The 23581-nt window shown below is 59.8% G+C and carries 24 protein-coding genes; 2 read left to right on the plus strand and 22 right to left on the minus strand.

The features are described 5' to 3' along the window. Nucleotides 1-296: 296 nt before the first annotated feature. On the minus strand, nt 297-2300 hold the full coding sequence (locus DW913_RS09390; RefSeq protein ID WP_117798315.1) for a fructose-specific PTS transporter subunit EIIC: 2004 nt from the start codon (nt 2298-2300) through the stop codon (nt 297-299). 272 nt (nt 2301-2572) lie between these two features. Here DW913_RS09390 and DW913_RS09395 point away from each other — a divergent pair, with 272 nt between their 5' ends. Continuing rightward, nucleotides 2573-3430: a MurR/RpiR family transcriptional regulator gene (locus DW913_RS09395; protein ID WP_117806188.1), complete on the plus strand. Its 858-nt coding sequence runs from the start codon at nt 2573-2575 to the stop codon at nt 3428-3430. A gap of 58 nt (nt 3431-3488) precedes the next feature. On the opposite strand, the gene DW913_RS09400 is transcribed toward DW913_RS09395, so the two are convergent. From DW913_RS09400 to alaS, 14 genes are all read right to left on the minus strand, one after another. Beyond that, nucleotides 3489-5117: a DNA repair protein RecN gene (locus tag DW913_RS09400; RefSeq protein WP_089571756.1), complete on the minus strand. Its 1629-nt coding sequence runs from the start codon at nt 5115-5117 to the stop codon at nt 3489-3491. After that, nucleotides 5107-5967: an NAD(+)/NADH kinase gene (locus DW913_RS09405; RefSeq protein ID WP_035138200.1), complete on the minus strand. Its 861-nt coding sequence runs from the start codon at nt 5965-5967 to the stop codon at nt 5107-5109. Before DW913_RS09405 ends, DW913_RS09400 begins: the two co-directional genes overlap by 11 nt. Further along, on the minus strand, nt 5964-6767 hold the full coding sequence (locus tag DW913_RS09410; RefSeq protein WP_117798329.1) for a TlyA family RNA methyltransferase: 804 nt from the start codon (nt 6765-6767) through the stop codon (nt 5964-5966). The genes DW913_RS09405 and DW913_RS09410 overlap by 4 nt, the downstream gene beginning before the upstream one ends. A gap of 34 nt (nt 6768-6801) precedes the next feature. Then, a complete protein-coding gene (locus DW913_RS09415) occupies nt 6802-7041 on the minus strand; it encodes an exodeoxyribonuclease VII small subunit (RefSeq protein WP_006233978.1) in 240 nt (79 codons plus the stop codon). A gap of 2 nt (nt 7042-7043) precedes the next feature. Beyond that, nucleotides 7044-7631, minus strand: coding sequence for a transcription antitermination factor NusB (gene nusB, locus DW913_RS09420; RefSeq protein WP_117635156.1), 588 nt, complete (start codon nt 7629-7631; stop codon nt 7044-7046). Nucleotides 7632-7634: 3 nt separating this feature from the next. Then, a complete protein-coding gene (locus DW913_RS09425; RefSeq protein WP_117629319.1) occupies nt 7635-7997 on the minus strand; it encodes an Asp23/Gls24 family envelope stress response protein in 363 nt (120 codons plus the stop codon). A 24-nt stretch (nt 7998-8021) separates the two neighbouring features. Next, on the minus strand, nt 8022-8585 hold the full coding sequence (gene efp, locus DW913_RS09430) for an elongation factor P (protein ID WP_117635155.1): 564 nt from the start codon (nt 8583-8585) through the stop codon (nt 8022-8024). 159 nt (nt 8586-8744) lie between these two features. Next, a complete protein-coding gene (locus DW913_RS09435; protein ID WP_117635154.1) occupies nt 8745-9875 on the minus strand; it encodes a Xaa-Pro peptidase family protein in 1131 nt (376 codons plus the stop codon). Nucleotides 9876-10007: 132 nt separating this feature from the next. Further along, nucleotides 10008-11117 carry a hypothetical protein gene (locus DW913_RS09440; RefSeq protein WP_117798316.1) on the minus strand — a complete coding sequence of 370 codons (1110 nt, stop codon included), beginning with the start codon at nt 11115-11117 and terminating at the stop codon, nt 10008-10010. Beyond that, complete coding sequence (locus DW913_RS09445; protein WP_117635152.1) at nt 11114-11647, minus strand: shikimate kinase; 534 nt, start codon at nt 11645-11647, stop codon at nt 11114-11116. Before DW913_RS09445 ends, DW913_RS09440 begins: the two co-directional genes overlap by 4 nt. An 8-nt stretch (nt 11648-11655) precedes the next feature. Continuing rightward, nucleotides 11656-12153: a YqeG family HAD IIIA-type phosphatase gene (locus DW913_RS09450; RefSeq protein ID WP_117798317.1), complete on the minus strand. Its 498-nt coding sequence runs from the start codon at nt 12151-12153 to the stop codon at nt 11656-11658. Nucleotide 12154: 1 nt separating this feature from the next. After that, nucleotides 12155-13588 (minus strand): endolytic transglycosylase MltG, encoded by a 1434-nt coding sequence (gene mltG / locus DW913_RS09455; protein ID WP_233542045.1) that lies wholly within the window; start codon nt 13586-13588, stop codon nt 12155-12157. Then, the gene (ruvX, locus tag DW913_RS09460; protein ID WP_117798319.1) at nt 13581-14009 is read right to left on the minus strand and encodes a Holliday junction resolvase RuvX; all 429 of its coding nucleotides are present in this window, start codon (nt 14007-14009) and stop codon (nt 13581-13583) included. Before ruvX ends, mltG begins: the two co-directional genes overlap by 8 nt. Before the next feature lie 9 nt (nt 14010-14018). Continuing rightward, nucleotides 14019-16676 (minus strand): alanine--tRNA ligase, encoded by a 2658-nt coding sequence (alaS, locus tag DW913_RS09465; RefSeq protein WP_117798320.1) that lies wholly within the window; start codon nt 16674-16676, stop codon nt 14019-14021. 197 nt (nt 16677-16873) lie between these two features. On the opposite strand from alaS, the gene DW913_RS09470 reads away from it, so the two are divergent. After that, entirely contained in the window at nt 16874-17113 is a 240-nt protein-coding gene (locus tag DW913_RS09470) for a hypothetical protein (RefSeq protein ID WP_117798321.1), read from the plus strand. 6 nt (nt 17114-17119) lie between these two features. Here DW913_RS09470 and DW913_RS09475 read toward each other — a convergent pair whose 3' ends face one another. The 7 genes from DW913_RS09475 to DW913_RS09505 all read right to left on the minus strand — a co-directional run. Further along, nucleotides 17120-18532: an AI-2E family transporter gene (locus tag DW913_RS09475; RefSeq protein WP_117798322.1), complete on the minus strand. Its 1413-nt coding sequence runs from the start codon at nt 18530-18532 to the stop codon at nt 17120-17122. After that, entirely contained in the window at nt 18529-19320 is a 792-nt protein-coding gene (locus DW913_RS09480) for an RNA polymerase sigma factor SigF (RefSeq protein ID WP_117798323.1), read from the minus strand. Before DW913_RS09480 ends, DW913_RS09475 begins: the two co-directional genes overlap by 4 nt. Nucleotide 19321: 1 nt before the next feature. Then, nucleotides 19322-19699, minus strand: a complete 378-nt coding sequence (locus tag DW913_RS09485) for an ATP-binding protein (RefSeq protein WP_117798324.1) — start codon at nt 19697-19699, stop codon at nt 19322-19324. Next, a complete protein-coding gene (locus tag DW913_RS09490; RefSeq protein ID WP_117798325.1) occupies nt 19692-20285 on the minus strand; it encodes a hypothetical protein in 594 nt (197 codons plus the stop codon). The genes DW913_RS09485 and DW913_RS09490 overlap by 8 nt, the downstream gene beginning before the upstream one ends. A gap of 100 nt (nt 20286-20385) precedes the next feature. Then, nucleotides 20386-21735, minus strand: a complete 1350-nt coding sequence (locus tag DW913_RS09495) for a replication-associated recombination protein A (RefSeq protein ID WP_199580826.1) — start codon at nt 21733-21735, stop codon at nt 20386-20388. Between the two features lie 60 nt (nt 21736-21795). Beyond that, on the minus strand, nt 21796-23043 hold the full coding sequence (locus tag DW913_RS09500) for a deoxyguanosinetriphosphate triphosphohydrolase family protein (protein WP_117798327.1): 1248 nt from the start codon (nt 23041-23043) through the stop codon (nt 21796-21798). Between the two features lie 31 nt (nt 23044-23074). Next, nucleotides 23075-23581, minus strand: a 507-nt coding sequence (locus DW913_RS09505; protein WP_147349646.1) for a prepilin peptidase, incomplete at its 5' end; no start/stop codon positions are given.

The raw sequence follows: 23581 nt of genomic DNA on the forward strand, positions 1-23581 counted from the left end.
TCATGGCCCCCGCGCGCGGGGTCCGGGGCGAGCAAACTGCGGAAACTCGGTCGGTCCAAAGTAATATCGTGCGAACGGAATTCTGGCTGATGACTTGTTCGCGACAAAGACTCGATAGGCAGCCCACTCTATGCCCTTTTGTAAGTTGTGGTGAAATAGGGACTGAATTTGGGGTTGAATCGTTTAAACAGTCCCCATTTCACCGCAACTTATGGGAGGGCATAGAAAAAGGCGGGGGCTCCTGGTGGAGTCCTCGCCTTTGTTACAGGGGGCGATGTTATTCGCGTACTGTGGGATTAGACCAGGCGGGCATTGATCGTCTTGGCGATCTCGGCGGCGTCGGTGGAACCCTTGACGGTGGCACGGAAGTCCTCGTCCATGAGCGCCTCGGCGACCTTGGACAAGATCTTGAGGTGCGTGGTGCCAGCCTGTGCACCAGGAATGAGCAGAGCGATGGCCACGTTGACGGGAGCGCCGTCCATGGTATCCCAACCGGTCACGCCGGACTCGTCCTTGACGACGATGACGGCAGCCTCGGTAATGGCGTCGGACTTGGCGTGCGGAATGGCGAAGCCCTCCATCATGCCCGTGGTGCCCTCGGACTCGCGGGCCAGGAAGGCGTTCATCACGGCGTCGGCGTCGCTGGCGATACCGGCCTTGACAGCCTGGTTGGAAACGAAGCTCAGAGCCTCGTCACGAGAAGCGAAGTCCTCGGCGACAAAGACATTCTCGACCTTCACGAAGTCGGCAGCCTCGGCCTTAGGGGCCTCGACGGCAGCGGCCTTGGGGGCCTCAACCGGCTTGGCTGCAGGAGCGGCCTTCTGATTCTTCTCGAAGTCGTACTTCTTGAAGGCCACGAACAGGATGCCGCCGACCACAGCACCGATGAGGATCGCGAGGACCCACAGCGGACCGTTCTCGACAACGGGCAGGACCAGGAAGCCGCCGTGGGGCGCCGGATCGTGAACGTTGAACATAATGGTCAGGATCGAGGCGATGGAGGAGCCAAGCATCATGATGGGCATGACGGGCCAGATGTTCTTGGTCATGAACGGAATGGCGCCCTCGGTGATGTGGGTGCAACCAAGGATGAGGTTGACGATACCGGCGTCATGATCCTCCTGGCTGAAGTACTTCTTGCCGACGACGACGGCGAAGGTGGTGATCAGCGGCGGAACGATGCAGGCGGCGGAGACGGCAGCCATGAAGTTGGTGCCGAAGTTGTAGGTGTCGGTGCCGACACCGGCGGCCAGGGCCTCGGTGAGCATAGCGGTACCGGTGACGTAAGCAGCCTTGTTGACCGGGCCGCCCATGTCAACGGCGCACATGCAGCCGATGGCAAGGCCCAGGACAATGGCGCCAGAGGCAGACAGACCCTTGAGGAAGTCCATCATGGCGGTGTTGATGGCAGCCATGGGGCCGGAGATGCCGAGCATGACCAGGCCGACGATGGCGGTCGAGAACAGCGGGTACAGGAAGATAGCCTTGAGGCCGTCCAGATTCTTGGGCAGCTTGGAGAAGACCTTCTCGAGCAGCAGGATGACATAGCCAGCGAGGAAGCCGCCGACGATGCCGCCCAGGAAACCGAAGCCCACGCCGGCGCCGCCGGCGTCGATCATACCGGTCTCGGCGTTAACGGGCAGACCCTGGATGGCGATCATACCGGCAACAAAGCCGGGGACGAGTGCCGGGCGCTTGCCGATAGACTCGGCGATGTAGGCGGAAAGCACGGGAACCATGAGGTTCATGGCGATGCCGCCGATGATCTTGAGCATAGCGGCAAAGCTGTTGTAGTCAGACGCCGTCGAATCGAAGGACGTGATGCCCCACAGGAACGAAACGGCGGTCAGGACACCACCGGCGACGACGAAGACCAGCATGTGGCTGACGCCGTTCATGAGGTGCTTGTAGATGATGTGGCCGATGGACTCCTTCTCCTCGACCTCATCCTCGACATCGGCAGCAGCCGCAACCGAGTCGTCACCCTTGGCGGCGAGCGCGCGGTCGATCAGCTTACCGGCTGCCTCAACGGACAGGGCCTTGGAAACACCAACGGAAACCATGCGCTTGCCGGCGAAACGCTCCGCCTGGACATCCTTATCGGCTGCGACGACGACGGCCTTGGCACCGGAGATCTCGCTCTTGGTGAGCTCGTTCTCGACACCGACCTGGCCATGGGTCTCGACCTTAATGGTCAGACCTCGCTCGGCAGCTGCCTTCTCCAGCGCCTCCTTCGCCATGAAGGTGTGCGCGATGCCGGTCGGGCAACCGGTAGCGGCGATGATGTCAAACTTAGCCATGTGTCCCTCCTTCTTGAGTACTGCGCCCGCAGGCGCTCCCCTACACGCGCATCCTTGCGCGCTTTTCCACAACTGAAAGATACCAACCTACCGTCCACGTGAGAAGAGACAAGGCGCAATTCTCCGGTGAAAGGTTCTTTCATAACCGTAAACGGTAAGTGAAAGTTTACCATCAACACTTGAAACGGCAAGGTGTATCTTGTAATTGAAAATGCCCGTATACTATGGCATTGCAAATCAAGTTAGATTTTCATGCCAACCAGGAGCCATCCATGACCGATAGTAGCAAGAGCGCACTTTCCCTCATTAGTACCCACCAGGGATACAGTGAGTCCGAGCAGCGCATTGTCGACTATATATTGGAGCACCAGTCCGAGGCGCCGCGCCTGACGGCCGCCCAGCTCTCACGAGCCGCCGCAACGTCCGAGGCGACGGTTTCGCGCTTTTGCCGCAAGCTGGGCTTTGGCAGCTTCCGCAGCTTTCAGTTTTCGTTGGCGAGGGATTTGGAAAGCCAGCGCAACGAGGGCCTGACTGACGAGGTCTCGCTCGACAATATGGAGCAGAGCCTCAAGAACATCCTGGCTGCTAAGGTGAGCGAGCTTAATGCGACCATCGACGGGATCGACCACGATACGTTGGCGGCTGTTGTGCATGCCCTTAAGCATGCAGGGGTTATTGAGTTTGCGGCTGTGGGCAATACGAACGCGGTCGCGCTCGATGCGACGTTTAAGTTTTCGCAGCTGGGCCTGCGCTGCATGGCAAGCACCATTAGCGAGACATCTATCGGCTTTGCGCTCACGTTGCGCCCGGGTGACGTCATCGTGCTCATCTCAAACTCCGGCAAGTCGCGCCGACTGAATCGCATGGCAAAAGCGGCTCGCGACTGCGGTGCCACCGTAGTCGTCATCAGCAGCGACAGCAAGTCTCCACTCGCGCGCCTGGCAGACTACACTTTTAATACCGTCAACCATGAAGCGCTGCTGACGACGGGTGACTTTGCGTTCTCCAAGATCAGCGCCACGATGATCATCGAAGTCATCTACAACTTCCTGCTGCCCGAAATCGAGGACGCCCGAGAGCACATCAGCTACTACGAGGAGCTCATCCAACCGGATAAGGTCGTAGAGTAAAACGCGAAGTGGAACAAAATTTCAGTCTATTTTGTCCCACCAACACCGCTGATACGACTTAGCCTCGAGCTTCTTCGAGCATCTGCTTTGCGTGGGCCAAGCTTGCCTCCGACTGATCACCGCTCAACATTCGGGCGATTTCGGCGGTACGCGCTTCGCCGGTTACCTCGTCCAAATGCGTCTGAGGAACATCGCCCAATTCCTTGCTGACAACATAATGCTTGTCGGCCATGACGGCGACCTGCGCCAAGTGGGTTACGACAATCACCTGATGCGTAGCGGAGAGATCTGCCAGCACGCCCGCGAGTGCACGCGCCGTGGAGCCGCCGACACCGGCATCGACCTCGTCAAACACCAGCGTATCGACACCGTCCGCATTACCCAAGACCACCTTGCTCGCCAGCATAACGCGGCTGAGCTCGCCGCCCGACGCAATGCGGCGCAGGGGTCGCGGCGTCAAGCCGGCACCGCTGCGATACAAAAGCTCGTAGCTCGAAGGACCCGCCGGCGTCCACTCGGCGCGCGGAAGATCACGCGACTCCCAAACGAGCTCGGCGGCGCCCATCTCCAAGCGCGCCATCTGGCGGCCGACCTCGTGGCAGAAGCGCGGGGCCGCCGTATTGCGAGCACGCTTAAGTGCCTTGGCAGCAGCGAACAGCTCGCGCTCGGCGCTCCCGAGTGCCTCACGCGCCTTTTTGATCTGTTCATCGCCATCATCGACCAGGGACAGCAGCTCTTGCGAGCGATTGCGCATGGCAAAAACATCGTCCATGGTGGGACCCCACTGACGCAGCAGGCCCTTGAGGTCGGAATACCGCTCGCGCATGCGAGCGAGCTCGCGCGGGTCGAAGGCGACGCCATCGCGATAGGCACGAAGCTCGTTCGCGCTATCCTCAAGGGAGATGCAGGCATCCGAAAGCGCATCGGCAATGTCGCCCAGTTTGCGATCGACGGTAGCCATACGGGAAAGCTCGGCCACGGCGCTGTTCACGGCATCGAGCGCTCCACCTTCGGCGGCAAGCGATGCATGGGCATCGTTAGCTGTGGCAACCAGTACCTCGGCATGTTCGGAGCGCGGCAGCAGTTCCTCGAGTTCCTCATACTCGCCCGGCTTGGGGTCGACCTCGGCGATGCGCTCGAGGGCGAAACGCGCTTCCTCGACGCGACTCCCCTGCGCGCGTGAGGCTTCCTCCACGCGACGGACCTCCTTGGCAGCCGCACGCGACGCCTTGAAGCAGGCACGGTAACGGTCGAGCGCCTCGAGCGCAGAGCGACCAGCCCAGGCATCAACCATGGCAACATGATGCGCCGGATCGAGGAGGCGCTGGTGCTCGTGCTGACCGCAAAGATCCATCATCACGCCGACGCGCTCCGAAAGCTCACGCACGCTGGCGATGCGGCCGTCAATTTTTACGCGGCTGCGGCCCTCGGCAGAAAGGCTACGCTGTACGGTGAACCCCTCCGTGTCGTGCGGACCGTCGAACAGGCGCGCCTCGACGCTCGCCAGCGCCTCGCCCTCGCGCACCGTCGACGAATCCGCGCGCTCGCCCAAAATAAGCTTGAGGGCCGAGAGCAGCGCGGTCTTACCGGCGCCGGTCTCGCCGGTCAGGACAGTCAGGCCCGCACTCGGAACCAACGTCGCCTCGCGAATGAGTGCAATGTTGGAAACCTGCAGCTCATCGATCATGACGCACTCCGTAGAACACGCGGCTCACCGAGTTGTAGAAGCTCTCGGGGCCGTAATCCAGCAGCAGCACATCGCCGGGACCGCGACGCACGGCCACGCTCTCAACCGTGCCATCGCAGGTAATAAACTGTCCGTCGATGGCAATCGCCGGCACGCTCGGGCGATCATCAGACATAAAGATCTCGACGACATCACTCGGCGAGGTCAAAAAAGCGCGAGCCTGAATGGTATGCGGGGCGATGGGCACACAGACCATACCCGTGTAATCGGGGCTGACAATGGGACCGCCGGCGGAAAGCGCGTAGCCGGTGGAGCCGGTCGCCGTCGAAACGACGACACCGTCGCCGCGAAGGCGGTCGATATGATGGCCGGACACCGTGATGTCAAACTCAACCATATCGGACAGGGGGCCGCGCGTAAGTGCCATATCGTTGAGGGCAAACGTGCGCACGACATCCTTCGTGCCGTCTTCGCGCACGGACACGATATCCGCGGCGATGGTGGCGCGGCGGCTCACGTGCAGCTCGCCGGACAGGGCGTCGCTCACCACCTGCAGAATGTCGCGCTCCTCGGGGCTCGCAGCAGTTAAAAAACCCAGGTGACCATAGGAAAGACCAAGGATAGGAATCTCGCGATGGTTGAGAATGCGGGCAGCGCGCAGCAGCGTACCGTCGCCGCCGAGCGTAATGACCAGATCGGAGCCGTCAATATCAGGCGTGCTTTGAATCTTCGATCGCTGGTCGGCAGCCCATGCGACCTCATAGCCCTGGCGCGTCAGCCAAAGCTCGAGCATCAGGCCGCTCTCGACCGCCTCTTGCTTGTAGTAATTGGGAACCAGAAAGACCTTCATAGCGTTGCAGCTTTCTCGCTCAAAACCGATACCTGGGATTGCAGCTCATCGTCGGCGCGCTCCCCGGGGACAAACCTTGTGCCGTACAAGAAAAACTCAACGTTGCCCTTAGCGCCATGGATGGGCGACACGCACACGTCAAGCGGGAACAGGCCCTTGACGGCAAAAAGCTCAATCGCCGCCACGAGCGTATCGCGGCGGACGGCGGGGTCGGTCACGATACCGCCGTCGCCCACCAGCGCAGCCGGCGCCTCAAACTGGGGCTTTACGAGCGTGCAGAACGAACCCGAAGGCTTCAGGCACGCCAGCACGGCGTCGATTATATTCGCGATGCTGGTAAACGAGACATCGCACACAGCCAGGTCGATAGCGCCGCCGTAGCCGAGCTCGGGCAGCTGCGTCACGTTGGTGCGTTCGTGGAGCGTCACGCGATCGTCCTGACGCAGCGACCAATCAAACTGGGCACGGCCCACGTCCACCGAGACAACGGTCGCAGCTCCGCGCTTGAGCAGGCAATCGGTAAAGCCGCCGGTAGAGCAGCCAACATCCAGACAGGCAAGGCCCGTCGGATTGATACCAAACGCATCAAGCGCGCCTTCGAGCTTAAGACCACCGCGGCCAACATAGGGAATGCGCCCCTTCACGTGCAGCGGCAGGCCCGGGATCACCTTAAGGCCCGGCGAAGTCAAACGCTCACCGCCACTCGAGACCAGGCCGGCCATAAGAGTGCGAAGGGCATCCGCGCGATCGGCGCAGATGCCCTGTGAAATCAGTTCGTCATCAAGACGCACGCGTTTCATGAATGCCATCAACCATTCGTATCCGGAGATGCGGCTAACTATCCTGGGATTCGTTTGCCGCATCCTCATCGTATTCCTGTTCGAGCTTATCGGCCTCACGCGGCGTCAGCTCAAACTTGTCGACCATATCGACCGCGCGGGAGCCCAGCTCAATCGCTTCGTCAAACAGATCGAGTGAACGCTCCAAGGACGTATCCTTGGAGCGAACGGTAGCGATGATCTGGTCCAGACGGTCCGAGATCTCGTCAAAGTTACGGACAGAACCCTCTGGCATGGCTACTCCTCGACGGAGTCGGCCTCGACGGCCTCAGCAGCGTCCATATCCTCGGCAAGTACACCGGCGGTAGCCTGAGCGGCAGCGACCTTGGCGGCAGCCTCAGCAGCCTGGGCCTCCTCGCGAGCGCGATCCTCGGCCAGCAGTTCCTGGTACAGGTCCTCACCCGGCAACTCCTCGCTGCGCGCGATCTTGCCCAGCACGCCGTTGACGAACGACGCGGACTGGTCGGTGCCATAGGCCTTGGCAAGTTCGACGGCCTCGTTGATCACGATAGCGTCCGAGACCTCTTCGTCGGTGAGGAAGCGCATCTCGTAGACGGCGATACGCAGCAGATTGCGGTCGGCGCCGGGCATGCGCATAAGATCCCAGTTCTTGGCGACGGCGCGCAGGGCACAGTCGATGCGATCGATATGCTCGTAGGCACCGCGGCACAGCTCCAGCGCATAGGGGTCGAGGGGGCCCTTCGAGATCAGGAAATCGCCCTCGAGGACGCGCTCGAGCGGGCTGTCCGTGGCCTCGGCCTGGAACAGCAGCTGCAGCGCCTGACTGCGGGCAAGCGTACGCCCGCGATAAACCTTAAGGCTCAAAGGTTACTCCTTGGGGAAAACGAGGCCGTCGATGCAAACGTCAACGCGCTCGACCTCAACGCCCACCTGGGCATCGATGGCAGCGACCACGGCAGCGCGAACGGCCTCGGCGAGTTTCTTGAACGGATAGCCAAAGAACACCACAACGCGCACGGTGAGTGCGAGCTTGTCGCCGACGACCTCGGTCTCGACCGCCGGCTCGGAAGCCGGGGCCTTGGACGAGAGCATCATGGAGACAAGGTTGGTGGCAAGGTCCTTGACGCCAACGGAGGCGATGCCCTCGACATCCGACACGGCGCGCGAGACGATGGCGGTCAGAACATCGGGCGAAATGCCGATGCCGTCAATCTTGATTTCCTGGGGCATGAGTCCTCCTAGAAGAGTTGGTTGCTAGACGCGGGAGACGAACTTGCCGTCGCGGGTGTCAACCTTGATGACCTCGCCCTCGTTGAGGTACATGGGGACCTGGATGACAGCGCCGGTGTCAATCGTGGCCGGCTTGGTGGAACCCTGGACGGTGTCGCCCTTAAAGCCCGGGTCGGTCTGGACGATGGTGGTCTCGATGAACATCGGCGGGGTCACGCCCATGAGCTCATCGTCGGCGAAGAGCAGCTGGCAAATGTCGTTCTCGCGCAGCCACTTGGAGTTCTCGCCCACCATGTCGTCGGGAACGGGAACCTGCTCATAGGACTCGTTGTCCATGAAGATGTAGTCGGTGCCATCGTTGTAGAGGTACTGGAACTCACGGGTGGTGAGCATGACGCTCTCGAACTTGGTGCCGGCGTTGCAGGTGTTCTCGACGACGCGGCCGCTCTTGATGTCGCGGGTCTTGTAGCGCACAAAAGCGCCACCCTTGCCCGGCTTGACATGCTGGAACTCGACGATGGTGTAGACCTTGTCCTTAATGCGGAGACCGAGGCCGTTCTTGAAGTCGGCGGTAGAAATGGTAGGCATAGCGACCTTTCTTGTTATGGGCAGAACGCACAAGCGTCCAAATTACATACGACCGAAATTATACACTTGCAGACGGCGCCTGCAGCGAGCGCATAAAAAGAGAACGCGGGGCGTCCGAATTGCTCCGGACGCCCCGCCCCAAAAATCTATCGAAATGGGCTAGCAATCGATGACGTGCAGGTCGTGCGGGGTCTTGGTGAAGGGCTCATATCCGTTCTCGGTGACCACGCCGTAGTCCTCCAGGCGCACGCCGCCCACACCGGGCAGGTAGACGCCGGGCTCCATGGTGACAACCGAGCCGACCTCGATGATGTTCTTGCTGCGGTTAAAGTTGGGCAGCTCGTGGATGTCGATACCAACGCCGTGGCCCAGGCCATGGTTGTAGTAATCGCCATAACCGGCATCGCCGATGATCTTCTTGGAAAGCTTGAAAATGTCGTTGCCCTCGACGCCCGGATGGATGGCGGCGACGCACTCCTCGTGCGTACGGCGCACGAGCGCGTACAGGTCGAGCTGTTCCTGGGTAGGCTCGCCCATCACGACAGTGCGCGTCATGTCGGAACGATAATCGCAGTAGCCCGCGCCGTAATCCATGAGGACGAAGTCGCCCTTCTCGATGACACGGTCACTCGGCACGGCATGCGGGTTGGCGGTGTTGGGACCGCTCGCCACAATGGAACCGAAGGCCAGGCTGTCGGCGCCGTTGGCGAACATAAAGTTCTCGAGCTCGTTGCGAACCTGCTTCTCGGTCATACCGGGTTTAATAAAGCCGAGCATATGCTGGAAGGCGGCATCGGTGATCGACTGCGCATGGCGCATGAGCTCGATCTCCTCGGCATCCTTGATGGCGCGCATCTTGCGGATGTCGTCGTGCATCAACGGCAGCATGCAGGCGACAGAGCGGTCCTCCAGGCCGCGCTGAATGCCCTGGTAGAAGTTAATCTGCATGTCATCCTCGACAGCGCAGACGCGGCACTTGTTGGCCGCGATCTTGCCGGCGACCCAGCCGGGAATGGTGCCCTCGTCCATGTCGTAGACCCAGGGGCTGCCGGCGGGCGTGTTCTCCTCAAAGCTGTTGAGGTAGCGCGAGTCGGTGTGGAACAGACACTGGTCAGCCGTAATAAACGCGGCGTGCGGGAACTCGAAGGTGTAGTCGAAGACGCCCTTCACGCCCGTGAGCCAACGAAGGTTAGCCTCGTCGCGCACCACGATGGCATCGTAGCCACGCTCGACCATCAGGGCACGGACACGCTCGATACGACCGGCAGGACCGGCAGCAAACTCAGACATGCAGTTTCCTTTCTTGTTGTCTCTATATAGACGGGACGGGTCTCAACCGAACGACGGAATCGCATGCGATCCGCAACCGATTGAAAACCCGCCCCTCAACATGATACGAAAGACGATGGATGTCAATAAATCTTAGAGAAGTTCTTTGCGAGAAGCCAAGTAGGCGTGAACATGGCGCTCAAGAACCTCGTCCTCAACGCTCGTTAGACGAATGGCGCCGAGTGCCGCGGGCAGCGGCAACATGCTACGGTTTGAGCGGGCAAACTGCTGCCTGCGGAACTCCTCGATATATGCGACAGGCTCCAGATCGAAGGCAAGTTCCTCGATACCAAAGTCCTCCAGGCAGTCATCGACCTCAAAGACGTAATCGATATCGAAGTCGCAGGCATCATGGGCGAGGCGCGCCTCAAAGCGCATGCCCTCGGACGACAGCTGGTAGGCAGGGACCTGCGAAGCGGCATCGCCCAAGCAGGCGCGCAGGGTGCGCTCCCCCGTCTTGCCAAAATCGAGCGCATGGCGGGCGCTCGGGTTCGTGGCCATCAGTACGTCCTTGCGGGCAGTCTGAGACCACTGAACGGCATTGACGAGCGCAACCTCCTCGCCCGAGAGAATCTCGGGGACGGTCTCAGTAAACTGATTCCAGCGGGACTTGCTGCTCGAAAGCATGGTGACAACGAGCACCGCATAGCCGAGCTTGAGATCCTCGGGGTCCGCCTCGCGTACAAGGTCGAGGTCACACACGACCAAGCCCGGCTCGGGACGGAACGCGATAGCGGGAAGCGCATGCGCCGACGAGGCGACGAGCGGCTTCATGGTCGTCGCGACCGTGAGCATGGCGTCGAACGTCGTCGGCAGCAAGGCGCACTCGGTGCGACCGCACCACTGATTGGCACACCAGCAAACGACCGAGCAGGTCGCCGTGTCGCCGACAGCGACAACGAGATCGTCGCAGGTAATGCCGTTAGCCGACAGGGCGCCAAAGACGGTATCGGCATCGGCAAGAGTAGCACCAGCAGGGGAAACCTCGAGGACGAGCAGCGACACGGCAAAACCGGCGTCAACCAGTGCATGCTCGACAACCTCGCCAAATCGCTCGGATGTGGCGTCGTTCCAAACCACCATCGCGCGCTTGGGCTTGCCCACAGCCGAGGCAAACATGCGCGGCAGCTCCTCGAACGCGCCCAATCCGACGCGGACATCGACGCTGCGGTTTTGGAAATTGATAAGTTGACGGCGAATCATAGCAGTCCACGCTCCAAAAGCATCTCGGCACAAAGGTAGGAAACGTCCTCGAAGGACTTGTTGCGAATATCAAGGGTAATATCGGCGGCCCGGCGATACAGCGGACGGCGATGCTCAAACAGGCGCGCAGCGTGCTCGGGCGAGCGGAAATCGGGCCGGGTATCGGAGCGGCGAATCTGGCGCAACGAGTCCTCAAAGTCGCCTTCGAGGTACACACAGGTACCCATCTCGTGCATCAGCTCAATGTTCACCGGCGTCTCGACGATGCCACCCCCGCACGATACCAGCAGGCTGCGCTCGCTTTGAAGCGAACGGAGTGCCGAGGTCTCGAGTTCACGAAAACGATCCTCGCCCTCGGTCTCAAATATCTCGGTCACCGACTTGCCGCATCGACGCACAACCAAACGATCGGTATCGACGAATCGACGCTTGAACATAGTGCCCACGTTGCGCGCAAGCGTCGACTTGCCCGCGCCCAAAAAGCCGATAAAGAAGATATGGTCGCAGCCGTGTTTGATGTGCTGAGACATGGCGAAACCTATTCCTCGCAGGGAAGGTCGCGCAGGGCCCGGCGCTCAAAGATACGGAAGATCTGCGTGTACCACAGGTCCTGGGTCGCCTGCGGCTTGACCAGAATAGTGTCAACGCCGGCAAAATTACCGCTCCACACGTCCGTGTACAGCTGATCGCCGATCAGCACCGCCTCGTCTGTCGTGGCGCCGAGGCGCTTAAGACCCGCCTTCAAGGCAAACGGGGCGGGCTTCATGGCGTGGCTAATGGCCTCGAGTCCCAGCTCGCGTGCAGAGCTCATGACCTGGTCGCGATGCCAGTTGTTGGACACCATGCACAGCTTAAAGCCTTTGGCGCGGGCGGCGTCGAGCCAAGCGGAAACCGCAGTGGGAACCTGCTCGGTGTCGCGCGGCACCAGAGTGTTATCGCGATCGAGCAGAATGGCGCGTTTGCCGTCGGCCCACAGGGTATCAAGGTCGATGCGATCGACCGAGGCAACGTATCGTTTGGGGCTAAAAATCCTCATGCTAATTCCAAGACTGTTGATGCTCTTCGTAGGTTTGCGAGAAGTACTCCTCGTCCTGCGTAATGTAGAAATACAGGTCATCGGAGTCGGTCGGCTCAAGCGTGGCCTTGAGTGCCTCGAGCGACGGAGAGCAGATGGGCGTGGGTGGCAGGCCCTCGTGCTTATAGGTGTTATACGGGCTATCGCTCTGCAGGTCGTCGGCGGTAACCTCGCCACCGGTGACATACATCATGGTCGCATCGCTGTTGAGATAGCGCAGACCGTCGAGCTTGCCGGCAAGGCGGTTGTAGAAGACCGAGGCCACGTGCGCACGTTGATCGGCGTTGAGGCCCTCGCGCTCAACGATCGAGGCCAAGTTAACGATGTCGTAGTCGGACATCTCCACACCGTAGCGCTCCTTGATCTTGGCTTCGCAGCTCGCAAAGTCAAGCGACTTGTACTCAGTCTTAAACTGATCGAGCATGGCGCGAATCACGTCATCGGCCGTCGGCGAATCACCCAACGAATAGGTCTTGGGGAACAAGAAACCCTCGAGCGAATCGTTGGCGGCACCCTTAAGGAAGCTATAGTCGTCCACGTAATTGGAGGCCTTGGCCTGGTTGAGGAAGTCTTCCTTAGAGATGCTGTCGTAGGCCTGGGCCACGCGGTCGGCGACTTGATCGACTGTCAGACCCTCAGGGATAGTCAGCGCATTGGAGCCCGCGTTGGGGCCTTCCATGAGCTGCTGAACAACCTTGGTCGCATCCATGAGTGTGGTGAACGAATAAGTACCAGGCTTGAGCGACATATCGGCGTTGAGCTTTTTCACCGCCGCGTAGTAATCCTTGGGATTTTCGACGATATGGTTCTCGGAGAGAATCGAGGCGATCGCATCGCCCGAAGCACCGTCGGGAATGGTCACCGTAACCTGCTGACCAGCCGTGACCTTCGTATCCTCACCGGCAAAGAAGCCCTTGACGGCAGGCACGACAAAGAAAGCGATAGTAGCAAGCGCGATTACGGCCACCACAACGCCGATGATCATAGGCACCGGGGAGCTTTTCTTTTGGGAACCGCGACGAGCATGCGTGTTGTAGCTCGAACGGGTCGCCGGAGCAACGCCATGCGTGCCGCGAGCGTGATGAGAATGCGATTGCGGGGCCTGCGTTCGCTGGGTAGGTACCTGCTGCTTAAAGCGGGTACCGCCTGCAGGCTGGGCCGTACGAGCAGTGGGCTGCTGAGCCGCGTGAGAGGCCGGATGCTGAACCGAATGAGCAGAAGGCTGCTGACCCGTCCGTTGAACAGGTTGGGCCGAACGGGAGGAGGACTGCACCGGGCGCGCAGCAGGCTGAGCTGCGCGCTGGGTCGGCTGTGCCGGACGCTGGCCAGGCTGGGCAGGGCGTGGCGTAGGTTGCCCCTGGCGATTCGGCTGGCGCGGATCGGAAGCGCTAGGCATGCGAAACCTCCTCGTTTTTGCGATCGAGCCACGTCTGCAAGAACAGGCTGGCGGCGATCATGTCAATCTTGCCCCTCATCTGCTTTTCGTTGAGTCCCTGCTCGCGCAGGATACGCTTTGCCTCTTGCGAGGACAGGCGCTCATCCTCAAACTCAAGCGGAAGATCGAGCTCTTGGGCAATCTTTTGCGCAACGGCGGCAACGCGCTCGGCCTGGGGGCCGGGCTCACCGGCCATGGTCAAGGGACGTCCGCTTACCAGGATATCGGGCTCATAGTCCTCAACCAGGTAACGGAGCGTCTTGGCCATGCCAGTGACCTCGGCAGCCGGGAGCACCTTGACGGGCATTGCCATCTTGCCATCACGGCTCGAGACGGCAATGCCAATCCGGGTCTCCCCTATGTCCAGCGCGAGCGCGACCACAGCGACTACTTAAGCGCCGAGCGCGGTCTTGGCAGCCGCGAGGGCATCGGCGATACCGGCAGCGTTCTTGCCGCCAGCCTGGGCCATGTTGGGACGACCGCCACCGCGACCGTCGACCAGGCCCGCGATCTGCTTGATCACGTTGCCGGCGTGGAAACCGGCCTTCACGGCGTCATCGGAACCGGCGGCGAGCAGGGCCGGGGTGCCCTTCTCGGTCACGCTGGCAACGACGCAGGCGACAGGGCCGGCAACCTTCTGGTGCACGGTATCCCAGACGTTGCGCAAATCGGCTGCCTCAAGACCCTGGAGCTCAGCGACGACGAGCTTGTAGCCGTCGAGCTCGACGGCGCCCTCGATGGCGCTGGAGATAGCATCGGAGGAGCCACCGGTCAGAGCCTTCTTAAGCTTATTGGACGTCTCGCGCAGCTCGGCCTGCAGGTTCTCCACACGGGCGGGAACCTCGTCCGCGCGGCACTTGAGCGCAGCGGCAGCGGCGTCAACGAGTGCCAAGCGGTCGGCCATGTAGTCGAGTGCGCCCTTAGAGGTCACGGCCTCGATACGGCGGACGTTCGAGCCCGTGGAGGACTCGGAAATAATCTTGAACAGGCCGATCTCGGCGGTGTTGGCGGCATGGGTGCCACCGCAGAGCTCACGGGAGAACGGCTGGTCCTCGGCGCCCACGGAGACGACGCGGACGACGTCGCCGTACTTCTCGCCAAACAGGGCGACAGCGCCGGCGGCCTTAGCCTCATCGATGCCCATGACGCGGGTAACGACAGGCTTAGAAGCAAAGATCTGCTGGTTGACCAGATCCTCGACAGCCTTGAGCTGCTCGGAAGACAGAGCCTCGAAGTGCGTGAAGTCAAAGCGCAGGTGCTCGGGCGTCACCAGCGAGCCGGCCTGGGAGACATGCTCGCCCAGAACCTGCTTAAGCGCAGCGTCGAGAAGGTGGGTGGCGGTGTGATTGCGGCGCAGGAAGCCACGGCGCTCGGCGTCGAGCGCGGCGGTCACGGTAGCACCGACGGTCAGCGTGCCCTCGGCAACGTGCGCGACGTGAGCATACAGGCCGTTGTGGTTCTTGGTGTCGGCAACGGCCAGAACAACGCCCTCGGCGGAAAGCTCGCCGGCATCGCCCTGCTGGCCACCCATCTCGGCATAGAACGGGGTGCGGTCGAGCACGACCTCAACATCCTCGCCGGCAGCAGCGGACTCGACGGACTCGCCGTTGCGCACGATGGCGACAACCTTGGCGCCCTCGATGGCGTCGTTGTCATAGCCGTCGAACTCGGTCGCGGCAACCTTGTCGGAAAGCTCGACCCACACGTCGTTAAAGCTACCCCAGGCATCGCCCTTAGCGTTGGCGCGGGCACGGGCCTTCTGGTCCTCCATGCAAGCGGTAAAGCCATCCATGTCGACGTCGTGACCGGCGGTGCCGGCGATCTCGACAGTCAGGTCAATGGGGAAACCAAAGGTGTCGTGAAGCTTAAAGGCAACATCGCCCGGAAGGACAGCGCCGTCGGCGAGCGCGGCCAGGGCCTCGTCCAGGTAAACGCGGCCGTTGTCGAGCGTCGTTGAGAAACGCTCCTCCTCGGAGGCGACGATGCCCTTAACGAGCGCGACGTTCTTGAGCAGCTCGGGATAAGCCTCGCCCATCTGAGCGTTGACCTCGTCGATAAACTTGGTCAGGAAGGCGCCCTCGATGCCCAGCAGACGACCGTGGAACACGGCACGACGGAGCAGGCGGCGCAGGACGTACTCGCGACCCTCGTTACCGGGCAGGATGCCGTCGGAGATCATAAAGTCGACGGCACGGGAGTGGTCGGCGATGATGCGCAGGGAGCGGCTGGCACCGGAGTAATCGTCGGCGTCATAGGTCTTGCCGCTGATCTTCTCACCGAGCTTGATGAGGTGCTGCATCAGATCGCCGTCGTAGTTAGCGGTCTTGTGCTGCATGATAGCGGCCATGCGCTCCAGACCCATGCCCGTATCGAGGTTGCGGTGCGGCAGCTCCGGCATGGAGCCGTCCTCCTGGCGGTCGTACTGGGTAAACACGAGGTTCCAGAACTCAAGGAAGCGGTCGCAGTCGCAGCCAGGCTTGCAGTCGGGGCTGCCGCAACCGACCTCCTCGCCCATGTCAAAGTAAATCTCGGAGCACGGACCGCAGGGGCCGGTGGGGCCAGCGGCCCAGAAGTTGTCGTCCTCGCCCAGGCGGGAGATGTGATCCTCGGCAACGCCCAGAGAGCGCCACACGTCGTGGGTCTCGTCGTCTTCGGTAAAGACGGTGAAGTACAGGCGGTCGAGCGGCAGCTTGAACTCCTTGGTGATGAGCTCAAAGGCCCAAGCGCAGGCCTGCTGCTTGGAGACGCCGCCAAAGGAGAAGTCGCCGAGCATCTCAAAGAAGGACAGGTGACGGCCGTCCTCACCGATGCAGTCGATGTCGTTGGTGCGGACACACTTCTGGCAGGAGATCGCGCCGATCTCTTTCATGGTCTTCTTGCCCTGGTAGTACTCCTTAAACTGGTTCATGCCGGCGTTGGCAAGCAGCAGCGAAGGATCGTCGGGGACGAGGGACGAAGAAGGATAGAGCTTAAGACCGCGCTCCTCAAAGAAGTTGAGGAACTTGGAGCGAATCTCGGCCGTAGTCATTGACGGGTAGTCAGCACTCATAGAGGGAATCTCCTCGGTTTCACATCGAAACAGTTCAAACGTAACGATATTACCATCCCACCGCGCCTGTGCAAAAAAGAGGGCCGCCAAACAGCGACCCTCCAGCGAAAGTGCACGTTATTTAGGTCTGTCAAATACTTTGAAAAAAAATGATTTCGGTAAAATTTCATATAAGAATCGTCCGGAAGGAGCGATCGATGAATAGCAAACGGTTTGTCGTGAATGCACTGACCTCAGTAGCCCTTTTAGCAATCTTCGCTTACTCGAGCTGGTATGTGAACCAGCCGAGATTTGGCTACGCATTGTACGCAGTAACATCTGGCGATAAAGCGTATTACACCCTAAGCGCAATTGACGCCATCTTTTTCTATGTGGCTGGCCCCTTATCAATCGCTTTGATCGCGTTTATTGTTAAGTACAACATCAAGAAACGCTAACAGGGCCTATTTGGAATCCGAATCGTCCATGGAGCCGTCGATGCCGGTTTTGGTGTCGTCGTCCGTATTGGAATCGTCATCCTTGGCGAAGGGGTTCTTGAAAAAGCCTGTCGCGTCGGGCTGCAGGCCTGAGAGCTTAATCCAGGGATTATCGAGCTCGGGCTTGGGCATTGCCTGGGCCTCGGGCGCGGTCTCGTTGCCGATAAGCTCGGACTCATAGATGAACGTATCGTCTCCGAGCGCGTCGTAGGCGGCGACCGGGTTACCCTCGGTATCGCGATACGGAGTGCCCTTAAACACGGCGCCGTCGTATGCCACGAGCTGACGGCCGGTCTCGTTCTCAAAGTAGTAGACGAAGATGCCCTTGAGGGCCGCGCACAGCGGAATGGCGATAACCATGCCGATGGGACCCATGAGTGCCGAACCGATAACGAGGGCCGTCAGGCTCATAACGGGATGCACCTGCACCGAGCTCTGCATGACCTTAGGCGAAATGACATTATCGGTGACATTTTGAGCCACCATGGTCACGACAAGCGTCCATAACGCCAGCATAGGGCTGAACATAAAGCCGAGCACCGTGGCGATCGCCGCACTCACCCAGGGACCGACAACCGGAACCAGGTGCATAATGCCGGTGAAGATGGCCATGAGTGCCGCATACGGATGGCCGATGATCGTAAAACCAATAAAGGCAAGAAAACCGCCACAGATCGATGTGATGACCATGCCACGCATGTAGCCGCCGACCGAACGCGAAAGGATGGCCACCATAAAGCGGTACGAGGTCTCCTTTTCCTGCCCGATGATGGTGCAGACCTCGTGGTGCATGCGGGGATAATCGCAGGCAAGCCAGTAGGCAAGCACCAGACCCAGGAAGATGACGAACAGCTGCGAGGCCGTGTTGGTAATGAGCGGAAACACACCGCGGCCGAGCTCAGCAGCGATTTGCGAGACGTACTTGGACGCTACGGTAACCAACGAAGAAAGATTGTCGTCCAGATACTCCTTGAGCGGTGTGTTGTTGAGCGTCTTAGCGTGCGAGAGCATCTCGTTGAGATCACCACCCGCAACACGAAGCTGCTCGGGCAGGCGGCTCAGGACTTCCATGATTTGACCGAGCAAAATAGGCGATAGGATGCAGACGACGCCGACGAGCACGGCAACAACCACAATGAGTGCGATGAGCGAACCGAGGCCACGTCCGACGCCGTGATGCTCGAGCCAGTTGGTGATCGGAGACATCACAAAAGCGATGATGGAACCGACAGCGAGAAACTCGATGACCGGTGCCAGGATGCCCATAAGGTTAAAGATTACGGCAGCGATGACAATGCAGCCGACGACGCCCCAAATGCGCAGCGTCAGAATGCGGGTATCGCGAAGCGTGCGGTCGATTTGTTGGGGGTGCTCACTCATGAACGAATCATCACTCCGTCGGGGTCGATCTTATCTTGAATCTTCTTAAGGGTACGGCGCAGCAGGCGCGAGACCTGCACCTGCGAGATGCCCAGCTTCTTGGCGATCTCGATCTGGGTCATGCCCTTTACGAAGCGCAACTCGATAACCTCGCGCTCGCGAGGCGAGAAATCGCGGATGGCTTCCTCGATTACCAGGCGGTCATCGGTAAAGTCGAGCTCATTGTCCTCGTCGGCATAGCGGTCAAGAATCGAAGGCGCATCGTCGGAATCGGACGCGCCAGGAGCCTCGATGGGCACCGAGGTGTAGGCCGAGGACGATTCCATGGCTTCGAGCACCTCGTCGACAGTCACGTCGAGGTATTCGGCGATTTCCTCAACCTTGGGCGAACGCTGTAGCTCGTTGGTGAGCTTATCGGTAGCCTGGTTGACCTTGGCCGAGAGCTCCTGCAGTCGACGCGGCACGCGCACACTCCAGCCCTTGTCACGGAAGTGACGCTTGATCTCGCCCAAGATGGTGGGCGTGGCAAACGTGGTGAACTCGAGTCCGCGCTCAGGGTCAAAGCGGTCGATTGCCTTGAGCAGGCCCAGATAGCCGACCTGCATGAGGTCGTCGAGCGGCTCACCGCGATTCTTAAATTTGTTGGCAAGGAACCTTACCAGGTTCATATGGGACATGACGAGCTGCTCGCGGGCGTCCGGATCACCGGTCTCCTTGTAGCGACGAAACAGCTCGCGGGTTTTCTCCTTGTCCCAAGCGGTCTTGCCGCTCCGGGAACGTTCGGTCATATTAGATATCCGCCTTGAGATCGAGGGAAAGCGTCAGGGGCGCCGCAGTCTTTTCGTAGGAATCGCACACACTCGCCAAAATGAGCTCGGCATACACGGCAGCCTGGTCATCCTCATCGACAGTCGCCTGGTCGCCAAAGGTAAAGGTCATGCCCACATGCGATTCGTCGACATCGAATTTGATCGAGATATCGTCGGAATCAACAGCCGTGCAGCCAAAGATGAAGGCTTCTTCGGCAGCCATACGAATATCCTCGATGCGATCGACGGACATAGAGCACAGGGCGCCGACGTTGGCGGCCGTCATGCGCACCAAGCGCGCGAGACGCGGATCACCGGCAACGCTCAGCGTAATGGGGCAGGTTGCTTCGCTACTCATCGCAGGACTCCTCAGAGGACTCGGCGGGCGTATAGGTGTAATACTGAGCCGGCTTGGCTGCGGGCTTCTGAGCCGCATCCGCACCATCGGCGGCCTCGTCCTCGGCCTCACCGATCAGAACGCGCTCGGTAGGCTGCTCGGCCTCGGCGGCGGCAGCGGCTAGCTTACGATCGGCGTCGGCTGCAGGAGCCTTCACCTTATTGAAGAGCTTCTGCACGGCGCCAGCCGCAGAATCTGTCACGCTCGATACGGCATTGCTGGCCTCGGCCATACTGCCCGTGACCTCGGAGATGTCGCGAACTACCGCCTCAACCTCAACGAGGTTGGACGTCAGGGCGTCAATGGCAGTCTTGCTCGACTTGAGGAGCGGCTCCATCTGGGCAAGTGCCGGCGTAAGCTCGTCAACGGCGCAATCAAGCTTTGCCACCACGGGCTGCGCCTCGGCAATCGTATTATTGAGGTCGGTTACCGTCTTGTCGAGCGAGTCGACAACGGTGCGGGTTTTGCGCAGGGTGAGCGCAAGCTCAACGATAGCCCACACGCCGGCAACGGCGAGCAGCAGCAAGGCGATTTGAATGGGACTCATACAAGCCTCCCAAAGGAATCGAAATACAAACGCTTTCCATGGTACCCCAAAGGGGACCGAACATGCCAAGAGCAGCAACGTGGGACAAAATTATCAGCAGCTACTTCGGTGCATTCCCGCTGCGGTCGCGTTCGCTTTGCTCTACGCGCCATTCTTCCCAACCGCGGCCGGCAGGCTGCCAAAATGCACCGCGTTCTAAGCCTTCGGGCAAATAGCGCTGGTCGACCCAGCCTTCGGGATAATCGTGCGGATACTTATACACACCGTATTCATCGCTACCAGGGCGATGGCGATCGCGCAGATAACTCGGCACCTCGCGAAGCCCACTAGAATGAATATCGGCTAGCGCCGCATCGATCGAGGCCTCGCACGCATTGGACTTAGGCGCCAAGCACACATAGAGCGCAGCTTGTGCCAGGTTAATGCGACATTCAGGATAGCCAATAACTTCAGCAGATTTAAAGGCAGCATGCGCCACCAAAAGTGCCTGCGGATCGGCGTTGCCAACGTCCTCAGAAGCCTGAATCATAATGCGGCGGGCGATAAACTTAGGATCCTCACCCGCATCGATCATGCGCGCGAGCCAATAAATGGTGGCATCGGGGTCGCTGCCGCGCATGGACTTAATGAACGCACTGATAATGTCGTAGTGCATGTCACCATTTTTGTCATACGAAAACCCACGGCGCGGATTGGCAATCTTCACGTCATCCACGGTAATGGGATAGCGCTCCCCCGCCGCAGGCGCTGGCGTTCCCTCGGTATCGGGACGCGTGACGGCAATCTCGCTCGCCAACTCGAGTGTCGTCAGGGCCGAGCGTGCATCACCCGCAGCCAGCGTACAAATGGTCTTGACCGTATCACCATCGGCCGAGAATTTTCCATTCAAGCCCTGCGGTGCCTCAAGCGCACGCTCAATAAGCGTGGCGATATCCTCATCCTTCAGATGCTCAAGCTCCACCACGCGCCCGCGCGACAACAGTGCCGAGTTGACCTCGAAGTACGGGTTCTCCGTCGTGGCGCCAATCATAATAACGGTGCGGTTCTCAACCGCATGCAGCAAGGCATCCTGCTGCGACTTAGAGAAGCGATGAATCTCGTCGATGAAAAGAATGGTGCGGCGGTCATACGTATTCAGGCGCGTCTTTGCCTCGTCAATCACGCGGCGCAAGTCCTTCACGGTGCCCGTCACGGCGCTGACCTCAACAAACTCGCTCTTGGTATGGTTAGCAATAATGTGGGCCAGCGTCGTCTTGCCCGTACCGGCTGGCCCGTACAGAATCACACTCGATAGCACGTCGTGCTCAATCGCGGCACGCAGCCATGAGCCCTTACCGACGGCCTTTTGCTGGCCCACATACTCGTCGAGCGAATTGGGGCGCATGCGCACCGCGAGCGGGGCATTTTTAAAGGAACGCTCGCGCGTTGAGGCAGAAAAAAGGTCGTCCATAGCCATCCTGTACATCAATCAAAATCGTTGTTGACCAACAGTATACCGAAAGGATACGAACTACCGTTCGTTAATATAGGTACGGTGTGGAAACTTCAAGCCCGGGAACAGCTTGCTCGTCAGCTCGCAGAAATAGCCGTCTGTCATGCTCGCGATGTAATCCACCACCGCTTGATCCTTGTCGTCCTGCCAGGTATAGGTGCGATCGTAGTAGGAAAGCTGCTGTTCAATGCGCGAAATATGATGCTTAAAGATATACGAAGACTCGTCGCCTTCGTATATATCCTGCAGGCAACGGTCGTAGAGTTTTTCGAATGCCTCGCGCAACTCCGCCTCGGAATCGCCCTCGATGCCGCCCTTGCTGTAGATCTTCTCGTAGTTCTCGCGCTTGGCCCGGCGGATTTCCTCAAACAGGTCCTCGCTCATCTCGATACGCGGTTTACCGTAACTATGTTCCACGATATCGATGGAGGCGTGTGTGAGGATCCAACTGTTGTAGGCACCGCCCCGGTCATCATCAAAAGCGTCGGGCGAAAGCAGGCCCGCCGCGATCGCATCCTGACGGTCACGACCGACGTAGGCGAGGATGTCCGAAATGCGAACGACGCAGCCCTCGAGCGTCATGGGACGCAGGTGCTCAATAGCGCCATAGCCTGTGGCGATACAGTCCTCAACCGTCTGATCGAACTGGTCAAAGGAGCTCATGTCCGAGAGCTCAAACACACGCTGCTCGTACTCGCCGTTATGGCACAGAACGCCGTCGAGCGTCTGGAGTGACACGTTGCGGCCGTACAGCGCGTCGAGCACGCGGACCGACTGCACGTTATGGAAAAAATAACGCCTCGTACGCTCATGATAGGTATCGTTGAGGAAGCGCTCGCCGGCATGGCCGAAAGGCGTGTGTCCCAAGTCATGACCCAGGCCAATCGCCTCGATCAGATCGCAATTGAGCCCCAGGGCGCGACCGATATCGCGCGCAATGCGGGAGACAAGCTGCACGTGCAAACCGCGGCGTGACAGATCGTCATTGCTACGGAAACTAAAGACTTGCGTTTTGCCCGCATAACGGGTGTATGCGGGCAGATGCAAAATCTTTTCGGTATCGCGTATAAATGCCGGACGCATGAGCGTGCCCTTGTCTGCGGCCCGATCGACACGTCGGATGACCTGGTCGTCACCGCATCGATAAGGATTAACGACACCAGAGGCGCGGTCGGCAGCGATACGCTTGACCAGTTCGGGCGACAACGCCGCAGGAATGCGATCCATACGCGCCTTAATAACGGCCGTTTCTTGATTAGTTGCCATGGCATGCTCCTTAAGAAGGATGCGCAATCAGTTACAATGTGCAGCCCACGACCTCGATTATGGCAAAAATCGGCACCAAAAACGGTAGCAAAGGCAGGGATCGCGATTTTGTGAAGAGGCAGGAGAGGGCCAGGACCAGGAGAGCAACGGCAAATGCCACGATGCCGCCCAGAGGGTCGAGCGTGCAAAGCGCGAAAAGCGCCTTGACATCCCCCATGCCAATGCCGGGAGCGTGGCGAACACGACGCCAGAGCAACTCAGTAAGCACAAGGGCAAGGCAGACGATGACCGCAAGACCGACATGGTCAAGCGCCGTGCTAACGCCCTTGTCGAGCCAAACGCCTGCAAACGCCGCCACGGCACACGTGCCGGCAAGCGCATTCGGAAACCGCCGCTCACGGACATCAACCACCGCACCGGCAAAGACGCAGATCCAAAATGGGATATAGACCATCGAACCTCCCGACTGAGCGCTCAAACGTAAAAACCACCACAAAGGTGCACTGTGAACTGCCTCCCATTTCTTGGACATCGGGAA

The sequence above is a fragment of the Collinsella sp. AM42-18AC genome, from assembly GCF_003467965.1.
GTDB lineage: Bacteria > Actinomycetota > Coriobacteriia > Coriobacteriales > Coriobacteriaceae > Collinsella.